The 9,350-nt window shown below is 39.1% G+C and carries 8 protein-coding genes; all 8 read left to right on the top strand.

What is annotated here, in order from left to right; genetic code table 11:
* The first annotated feature begins 10 nt into the window (after window positions 1-10).
* Complete coding sequence (locus VLB74_RS06595; RefSeq protein WP_325202671.1) at window positions 11-169, top strand: hypothetical protein; 159 nt, start codon at window positions 11-13, stop codon at window positions 167-169.
* 108 nt (window positions 170-277) lie between these two features.
* Window positions 278-1,912 carry an amino acid permease gene (locus VLB74_RS06600; protein ID WP_325202664.1) on the top strand — a complete coding sequence of 545 codons (1,635 nt, stop codon included), beginning with the start codon at window positions 278-280 and terminating at the stop codon, window positions 1,910-1,912.
* 257 nt (window positions 1,913-2,169) lie between these two features.
* The gene (locus VLB74_RS06605) at window positions 2,170-3,327 is read left to right on the top strand and encodes a homogentisate 1,2-dioxygenase (protein WP_325202665.1); all 1,158 of its coding nucleotides are present in this window, start codon (window positions 2,170-2,172) and stop codon (window positions 3,325-3,327) included.
* A 53-nt stretch (window positions 3,328-3,380) separates the two neighbouring features.
* On the top strand, window positions 3,381-4,544 hold the full coding sequence (gene hppD, locus VLB74_RS06610) for a 4-hydroxyphenylpyruvate dioxygenase (RefSeq protein ID WP_325202666.1): 1,164 nt from the start codon (window positions 3,381-3,383) through the stop codon (window positions 4,542-4,544).
* Between the two features lie 299 nt (window positions 4,545-4,843).
* Window positions 4,844-5,635, top strand: coding sequence for a DUF3108 domain-containing protein (locus VLB74_RS06615; protein ID WP_325202667.1), 792 nt, complete (start codon window positions 4,844-4,846; stop codon window positions 5,633-5,635).
* 2 nt (window positions 5,636-5,637) lie between these two features.
* The gene (locus VLB74_RS06620; RefSeq protein WP_325202668.1) at window positions 5,638-6,564 is read left to right on the top strand and encodes a tryptophan 2,3-dioxygenase family protein; all 927 of its coding nucleotides are present in this window, start codon (window positions 5,638-5,640) and stop codon (window positions 6,562-6,564) included.
* Window positions 6,565-6,591: 27 nt separating this feature from the next.
* Window positions 6,592-7,827, top strand: coding sequence for a M23 family metallopeptidase (locus VLB74_RS06625; RefSeq protein WP_325202669.1), 1,236 nt, complete (start codon window positions 6,592-6,594; stop codon window positions 7,825-7,827).
* The coding region (pgi, locus tag VLB74_RS06630; protein WP_325202670.1) for a glucose-6-phosphate isomerase at window positions 7,827-9,350 on the top strand (1,524 nt) is incomplete at its 3' end. The genes VLB74_RS06625 and pgi, both read left to right, overlap by 1 nt.

A 9,350-nucleotide genomic window follows, 5' to 3' on the forward strand; every position in this document is an offset into this window, starting at 1 on the left:
AGGTAATGCTATTTTTGAAGACGACACCTGGATTTCCCGTCCACTTTACTCCGGTTATGCTGTCGGTTACGGAATGGAGACGCTTATTGGTCCCATAGAGTTAAAACATACCTGGTCTCCGGAAACCAGAGATCACTTCACCTGGATCAGTGTAGGGTTCTGGTTTTAGCGACTTTCAGCTCAGAAACCATTCTTTTCTTGTTTTAATTTTATTTTTTTTTAACAATGTTTCGAAAAAAGTCTATTTTTGAGACTTAATATACCAAAAACTCAATTTATGTCTATTTGGAAAAGAAAACCACTGGCGTTATTGCTTGATGAAGCGTCAGATACTGAAAAGGGATTAAAGAAAACATTAACGGCTTCGGGATTAACTGCTTTAGGAGTTGGTGCGATTATCGGAGCAGGATTGTTTTCAATTACCGGAATGGCTGCAGCAACAAATGCGGGTCCAGCTATTACAATTTCATTTATTGTAGCTGCTATAGGATGTGTTTTTGCCGGATTATGCTATGCTGAATTTTCTTCGATGATTCCTGTTGCCGGTAGTGCATATACCTATTCTTTCGCCACAATGGGAGAGTTTGTTGCTTGGATTATCGGATGGGATTTAGTTCTTGAATATGCCGTGGGAGCTGCAACAGTTTCCATCAGTTGGTCCCGATATCTCGGAAAATTCCTCGGGGGCTACGGTATACATATTGATGATGCTTTCATGCTTTCCCCGTTTGAAGGAGGAATTATAAATGTTCCAGCGGTATTAATCGTTATGGTTATGTCGCTAGTTTTAATTCGTGGTACCAAAGAGTCTGCTTTCGTCAACGGTATTATCGTTATGTTGAAAGTTACTGTGGTTCTTGTTTTCATCGCGTTGGGATGGCAATATATCCGTCCTGAAAATTACACGCCTTACATTCCTGTAAATAAGGGAGAATTCGGAGAATTTGGTTTTAGCGGAATTATTCGTGCAGCAGCCATCGTATTCTTTGCTTATATCGGATTCGATGCGGTTTCAACAGCGGCTCAGGAAGCCAAAAACCCTAAAAGAGACATGCCAATCGGAATTCTTTTATCGTTAGGAATTTGTACGGTTTTGTATATTTTATTCGCACACGTAATGACGGGAGTGGTTAATTATACTGCCTTCGCCGGTGCCGATGGTATTGCGCCTGTGGCAATTGCCATTGATAATATGGGGGTTGCAGATGCTTCGGGGATGATTACACCAGCTTACCCATGGTTGAATAAAGCGATTATTTTGGCAATTTTGGGGGGATATGCTTCGGTTATTCTGGTTATGCTTATGGGGCAAAGCCGAGTGTTTTTCTCTATGAGTAAAGATGGTTTAATGCCTAAAGTGTTTTCAGAAGTACATCCGAAGTTCAGAACGCCGGCAAAAAATAACTTGCTGTTCATGTTAATCGTAAGTTTGTTTGCTGCTTTTGTGCCTGCAAGAGTCGTTGGTGAAATGACCAGTATCGGTACCTTATTTGCCTTTATCCTGGTTTGTTTGGGTGTATTGGTGATGCGTAAGAAAATGCCGGAAGCGCCAAGAGCCTTCAGAACTCCTTTAGTGCCTTTAGTGCCGATATTAGGGATTATGGTGTGTTTGTTCATGATGGTGTTTTTACCATTGGATACCTGGATTCGTTTGATTGTTTGGATGATGATTGGATTCGATCTTTACCTTTTCTACGGAATGAAAAACAGTATGCTAAACAAAGGGACTTTTGATAACAATAGTTATAAAGTAGTTTCGCTTTCAGGAATTGGGATGGTTGTGATTTTAATTATTGTAGCCATTATTCATCACGCGGATACGACAATTGACGATTCGTTCCTATATTATTTCTCGTTGATATTTTCGGCGGTTCATGCTTTAATTTATCTGATGAGTTATAAAAAGAATTAATAAAAAATTTGTTTTCATAACAAAAAACCCAAAAAGTATAACAAAGCTGTTTCTTTTTGGGTTTTTTTATATCATTCAGTTTCAATATAAATTCCGATATTTGTACTGTTATGAATAAACATTGGATAGGTTTATTAGCGCACCTTAAATTCCTCATCAAGAGAAATCCTGAATGAGGCGTTATTCTTTTGTTGAAACTTTATCGTTTGAATTTATTTTCAGATTACTTTATTTTCAAATTTTCAAATTAAAAGAACATGCCATTTTATCATAAACTGGGAAATATACCCCATAAAAGACACATACAATTCCGTAAAGAAAACGGCGAATTGTATTATGAACAGCTTTTCGGAACCATTGGTTTTGACGGAATGTCAACCAACTCCTACCACGAGCACCGCCCTACACAGGTAAAACAAATCAAAAATCAATACAGCGTTGCACCTAAAATTGCAAAAGCCAATAATATTCAGTCCTACCGATTAAGAGGTTTCGAGGTAGTCCCGCAAGACGATTTCCTGGAAAGCAGAAAAATTGTACTTACCAACTCGGATTGTCATATTGTATTGGCCGCACCCCGAAAATCCATGGCAGATTATTTCTATAAGAATACCGATTCTGACGAAATGATTTTCATCCACCGCGGAACCGGAAAACTACGTACCATCTACGGAAACCTGGATTTCAAATACGGCGACTACCTGATTGTGCCACGCGGAATCATCTATAAAATTGATTTCGACACCGAAGACAACCGCTTGTTTATTGTCGAATCACGTCGACCAATTTATACTCCAAAACGATACAGAAACTGGTTCGGACAATTGTTGGAGCATTCTCCGTTCTGCGAAAGGGATATCCGTCGTCCGGAAGAACTGGAAACGTATGATGAAAAAGGGGATTTTGTCATCAAAGTGAAAAAGAAGGACGAAATTATCGAGATGGTTTATGCCACACATCCGTTTGATGTGGTAGGGTATGATGGTTATAACTATCCATATGCATTATCCATTCATGATTTTGAACCGATAACAGGAAGAATCCACCAGCCGCCTCCAGTACACCAGACTTTCGAAACCGATGCGTTTGTGGTATGTTCCTTCGTGCCTCGTTTGTACGATTACCATCCGCAGGCAATCCCGGCGCCTTACAACCACAGTAATATCGATTCCGATGAGGTGCTGTATTATGTAGATGGCGATTTCATGAGCCGTAATGATATCGAAGCGGGTCATATTTCCCTGCACCCGGCCGGTATCCCTCACGGACCGCACCCCGGAGCTTACGAAAGAAGTATTGGTCAGAAAGACACGCAGGAATTGGCAGTAATGGTTGATACTTTCAAACCGTTAATGGTTACTGAAGAAGCAATGAAAGTTGCTGACGAGAAGTATTTCCAATCCTGGTTAGATTAATTTAAACACAACTTCAGACAGTCATTTATTGGTCTGTTAAAATATATAATATCATGTCACAAGAAATAAAATCAGTAGAATACGGATTAGAGAAAATATTTGAAGGAGCACAGGACTTTCTTCCTTTGTTGGGAACTGACTATGTGGAGTTCTATGTAGGGAATGCCAAACAGGCTGCCCACTTTTATAAAACTGCATTCGGATTCCAGTCGCTGGCTTATGCAGGCTTGGAAACCGGAGTGAAAGACAGAGCTTCATATGTGTTAAAGCAAGATAAAATTCGTTTAGTACTAACAACTGCTTTAAACAGTGCTTCACCAATCGGAGAGCACGTAAAAAAGCACGGAGATGGGGTTAAAGTCATTGCACTTTGGGTAGAAGATGCGCGTTCAGCTTTTGAAGAAACTACAAAACGTGGAGCAAAACCTTATTTTGAGCCGGTTGTTGAAAAAGATGAAAATGGTGAGGTAGTACGTGCCGGTATTTACGGTGCTTATGGGGAAACAGTTTTTGTTTTTGTTGAACGAAAAAATTATAAAGGTATCTTTTTGCCTGGTTATAGTGAGTGGAAATCGGATTACAATCCTGAACCGGTTGGACTAAAATATATTGACCATATGGTTGGAAATACGGGTTGGAACAGAATGAATGAAGCTGTAAAATGGTTTGAAGATGTCATGGGGTTTGTGAATTTCCTTTCGTTTGACGACAAACAAATTACGACAGAATATTCCGCATTGATGTCGAAAGTAATGTCAAACGGAAACGGACGCATTAAATTCCCAATCAATGAACCGGCAGAAGGAAAAAAGCGTTCGCAGATTGAGGAATATTTGGATTTTTACGAGGACGAAGGAGTTCAACATATTGCTGTTGCTACCGATGATATCCTGACAACGGTTGCCGATATGCGTGCACGTGGGGTTGAGTTCTTAAGTACTCCGCCACAAGCATATTATGATGGAATTCCGGAGCGTTTGAAAGATCACATGAGTAAATTCAAAGAAGATATTCATGAACTTCAAAAATTAGGAATTATGATTGATGCCGATGAAGAAGGTTATCTGTTACAGATTTTTACAAAGCCGGTAGAAGACCGTCCTACACTTTTCTTTGAGATTATCCAGCGAATGGGGGCAAAAGGCTTTGGTGCCGGTAATTTTAAAGCACTTTTCGAATCGATTGAAAGAGAGCAACAATTGAGAGGAACGTTGTAAAAATTATATTTTTATTGCGAATTATGTAAAAATTGACTTTTTAGAAGTTGATTTTTTGCTAATGTTGTGTTAAAGTTGAAATTTAAGTTGCAATTATGCAATAAAACCAGCTACTTTTGTATCACGAAAATGAGGAAGTCATAAACCCTCATTGGAGTAAGTAAATTTTTCATAATTTATAGTTTTTTGGTTGGTTAATAGCATAAAAACTCAGTCATTTTTTTGATTGAGTTTTTTTGTTTTCCTAATTTTGGAATAAAATTTGAGATTATGGTTGTAAATCGTATAAATTCTGAACAATGAAAAAAGGGATACTACTTCTGTCATTAATTAGTCTGCTTGGGGTTGTGGTCTCTTTTACTACTGCCAGGCAGGAAGATGCTTTCGCGACAGGCGAATTTTTCAAATTCCGAATCCATTACGGACTGGTAAATGCCGGGTTTGCAACTTTAGAAATACGGGAGGCCGTTCGGAACAATAAAAAAGTGCACCATGTTGTCGGAAAAGGCTACACCGTTGGGATGACGAAATTCTTCTTCAAGGTTTCCGATGATTATCAAAGCATGTTTGATAAAGAAACCGGAAAGCCTTATCAATACCTGCGAAAAATAGACGAAGGCGGATATACTAAAAATCAGGAAGGTTTTTTCAATCAAACAAAAAATACTGTACTTGTTAAAGATTATAAAAATAGTACCGAAAAAACATTTACGGTACCTGAAAATGTTCAGGATATTGTATCTTCGTTTTATTATTTAAGAAACCATCCGAAAATTGATAAGTTGGCTCCTGGCGAGTCAATTGTCATTGATATGTTCTTTGATGATGAGGTATATAAATTCAAACTTAAATACATCGGAAGAGAAGACATAGAAACAAAATTCGGAACGATTCCAACAATGGTTTTCAGGCCTTACGTACAATCCGGAAGGGTGTTTAAGGAGCAGGAAAGCTTAACGGTTTGGATTTCCGATGATGATAACAAAATGCCGATCCGAATAAAAGCAAGTTTGGCAGTAGGTTCGTTAAAGGCCGATTTGGATGGGTTCAAAGGATTAAAAAACTCTTTTAAGGTTAAAGTAAAACAATAACGATGGAAATTACACCTGAAATTCAGAACACCCTGAATCATATTGATGAAAAATTCAAAACAATCAATCAAAAAACCGAAACGCATTTGGAAGGCCTTCTTTGGGCCAAACCCATAACTTACTGGGATTACATACAAACGGATGCTCTTTTGAATTTACAAATTCAGAGAACGACGTTACCGGATGAAATGGTTTTTATCATGTACCACCAGGTAAATGAATTGTTGTTTAAAATGATTTTATGGGAAATTGAACAGGTTTCCAACGCGACAACCTTAACTACAAAGTTTTTTGCCGAAAGACTTAACAGAATCAGCCGTTATTTCAACATGCTGACTACTTCTTTCGATATTATGGGTGATGGGATGGAAGTTGAGCAGTATTTGAAATTCCGAAATACATTAACACCGGCCAGTGGTTTCCAAAGTGCACAATATCGTTTGATTGAATTCGCATCTACAGATCTGATCAACCTGATCGATCACCGTTTCAGAGCGACTATCGACCGTAATACGCCATACGAACATGCTATGGAACACCTGTACTGGCAGGCAGGCGGAAAAGATTATGAAACTGGTGAAAAATCATACTTGTTAAAAGGATTCGAGAAGAAATACAAAGGAGAGTTCCTTGCTTTCATGGAGGAATACAACCAGAAAAACCTATGGCAGAAATTTAAGCAATTGCCGGAGGAAGATCAGAAAAACGCCGATTTGGTAGCTGCTATGCGTCATTATGACAGAACAGTGAATATCACTTGGGTTATGGGGCATTATAATGCGGCTGTGAAGTATATCGAGAGTGTACCCGGCAATCATGAAGCTACCGGCGGAAGTGACTGGAAAAAATATATGTTGCCGAAATACCAAAGAAGGATATTTTTTCCCGAACTTTGGTCGAAAGAAGAATTGGAGAAATGGGGAGAATAAACAAGTAACCAAATTAAACCAACTAAATTGAGATACGTCACAATCATATTATTATCATTAATATTATTTGCTTGTAACAAAAAAGAAGAAAAAGAAGGAACCAAAAAAACCGAAACCCCAAAAGAGAAAATCGTAGTCGAATTCGGATTCAAGTTGAATGATTTCAAAGTAATTCACGATACGATACAATCGGGAGACAGTTTCGGTAAAATATTAGGAGAACAAGGCTTTGATGCGGCCAAGGTGCATCAAATCAACGAAAAAGTAAAAGACTCTTTCGATGTTCGCGACATCCGAATAGGAAAACCGTTTACTTTACTTCAAAATAAAACAGCGCCCAACGATTTAAAAGTATTCATTTATCAGCCGGATAAGATGAGCTATTATGTCGTGGATTTGCGTGACTCTATCCCATTGGTTTATAAAAAAGAACGTCCGGTAGTTATCAAACGAAGGGTGATTGCAGCAGCCATTGACGGTTCGGTTTCCAGTACCTTAAGCCGTGAAGGCGTTTCATCCGCATTAGCGCCGGAGTTGTCAAAGATCTATGCCTGGTCCATCGACTTCTTTAAAATTCAGAAAGGTGACAAGTTTGCGGTAATCCTTAATGAAAAATATCTTGAAGGTGGTGAATACCTAGGTGTAGAAAGCATAGAAGCTTCCTATTTTGAGTACAAAGGAAAAAAAATCTATGCCTTTCCGTTCAAACAGGACGTGAATTCCAAAAGAGTCGATTATTTCGATGAAGAAGGGAAAGTGCTTAAAAACATGTTCCTGAAAGCGCCACTAAAATTCGTAAACATTACCTCTCGTTTTGCCAAAAGCCGTTTCCACCCTGTTCAACTCCGCTGGAAAGCACACAACGGAACCGATTATGCTGCCGCAACCGGAACTCCGATCATGACCACGGCTTCAGGCACGGTGATACAGACAGGTTACACCGGTGGTAACGGAAATTTTGTAAAAGTAAAGCACAACGGAACCTACACGACACAATACCTGCACATGTCAAAGATACTTGTCAGACAAGGGCAGCATGTCACACAAGGGCAAGTGATCGGCAAGGTAGGCAGTACCGGTTTGGCGACCGGACCTCACGTTTGTTACCGTTTCTGGAAAAATGGTATTCAGGTGGATCCTCTTCGTCAAAAATTACCTAATTCGGAACCGATGAACCCAAAATACAAAGAACGATTCATCGCCGAAACAACTCCGTTAAAAAAGGAGTTGGATAGTGTTTCATTAGCTAAATTTGGAGAATAATGGCGCTGATAAACACAAACCCTACAAAAACAGTAGCCTGGAAAAAACTTCAGGAGCATTTTGCCGTGATGGAACATGCTTCCATGAAGGAAATGTTTTCAAATGATCCCCACAGGGCTGAAAGATTCCATATTTTATGGGGTGATTTCCTGTTGGATTATTCTAAAAACCGGATCAATTCAGAAACGATTCAGCTGCTTTTGGATTTAGCAGAGGAAATTAACCTGAAAGACAGCATTCAGAAGTATTTTTCCGGTGATAAAATAAATGTGACCGAAAACAGAGCGGCATCACATACTGCCTTGCGTACTTCGCAAAAAGAGCTTTTGATTGATGAAATGAATGTTATTCCTGAAATTGAAGCAGTACAGAAAAAAATCAAGGCATTCACCGAGTCTGTTATTTCAGGAACTCGAAAAGGATATACCGGTAAAACGTTTACGGATGTCGTTAATATTGGCATTGGCGGATCTGATTTAGGTCCGGATATGGCAGTGGAAGCCCTGCAGTTTTATAAAAACCATTTGAACCTGCATTTTGTTTCTAACATAGACGGTGACCATGTTGCGGAAACCATCAAAAAATTAGATCCGGAAACTACCTTGTTCATAGTGGTTTCAAAGACCTTTACCACACAGGAAACGATTTCGAATGCTACAGCTCTTAAAAATTGGTTTCTAACATTAGCTAAAAAGGAAGATGTAGCCAAACATTTTGTAGCTGTTTCGACAAACATTGAAGAGGTGACCCAATTCGGTATTACGACCGATAACGTGTTCCCAATGTGGGACTGGGTTGGTGGTCGTTTTTCGATGTGGAGTGCCGTAGGTTTGTCGATAGCGCTGTCGGTCGGTTATGATAACTTTAAAAGTCTTCTTGAAGGGGCTCACAAGATGGACGAGCATTTCGAGTCGGAATCTTTAGAGAATAATATACCGGTTATTTTAGCTTTGTTGAGTGTTTGGTATAATAATTTTTTTGGATGTGAAACGGAAGCCATTATTCCCTATTCGCAGTATCTTAAAAAATTGACAGCGTATCTGCAACAGGCTTTTATGGAAAGTAATGGGAAACAAATGGATCGCGATGGAAAACAGGTGAATTATCAAACCGGGAATATCCTTTGGGGAGAACCGGGAAGCAATGCCCAACATGCTTTTTTTCAGCTGATTCATCAGGGAACAAAATTGGTTCCATGTGATTTTATTGGTTTTGTGGAATCGCTTCACGGCAATAAGGAACATCACAATAAACTGATGTCTAATTTCTTTGCCCAAACAGAAGCCTTGTTGGTAGGTAAATGCATGGAAGGTGTCAAGAAGGATGGGGTTCAGAATGGATTTTTAACCACTTTTAAGACATTTGAAGGAAACAAACCCACGAACACCTTGCTTATACGAAAATTGACGCCTAAAACGCTTGGATCGTTAATAGCGATGTATGAGCATAAGATATTTGTTCAGGGAGTCATTTGGAACATTTTCAGTTATGACCAGTTTGGGGTGGAATACGGAAAGCAATTG

This window comes from Flavobacterium sp., assembly GCF_035456225.1.
Taxonomy (GTDB): domain Bacteria; phylum Bacteroidota; class Bacteroidia; order Flavobacteriales; family Flavobacteriaceae; genus Flavobacterium.

Coding starts and splice junctions, on each gene's coding strand:
- VLB74_RS06600 (WP_325202664.1), top strand. CDS start 278: ATGTCTATTTGGAAAAGAAAACCACTGGCGTTATTGCTTGATGAAGCG.
- VLB74_RS06605 (WP_325202665.1), top strand. CDS start 2,170: ATGCCATTTTATCATAAACTGGGAAATATACCCCATAAAAGACACATA.
- hppD (WP_325202666.1), top strand. CDS start 3,381: ATGTCACAAGAAATAAAATCAGTAGAATACGGATTAGAGAAAATATTT.
- VLB74_RS06615 (WP_325202667.1), top strand. CDS start 4,844: ATGAAAAAAGGGATACTACTTCTGTCATTAATTAGTCTGCTTGGGGTT.
- VLB74_RS06620 (WP_325202668.1), top strand. CDS start 5,638: ATGGAAATTACACCTGAAATTCAGAACACCCTGAATCATATTGATGAA.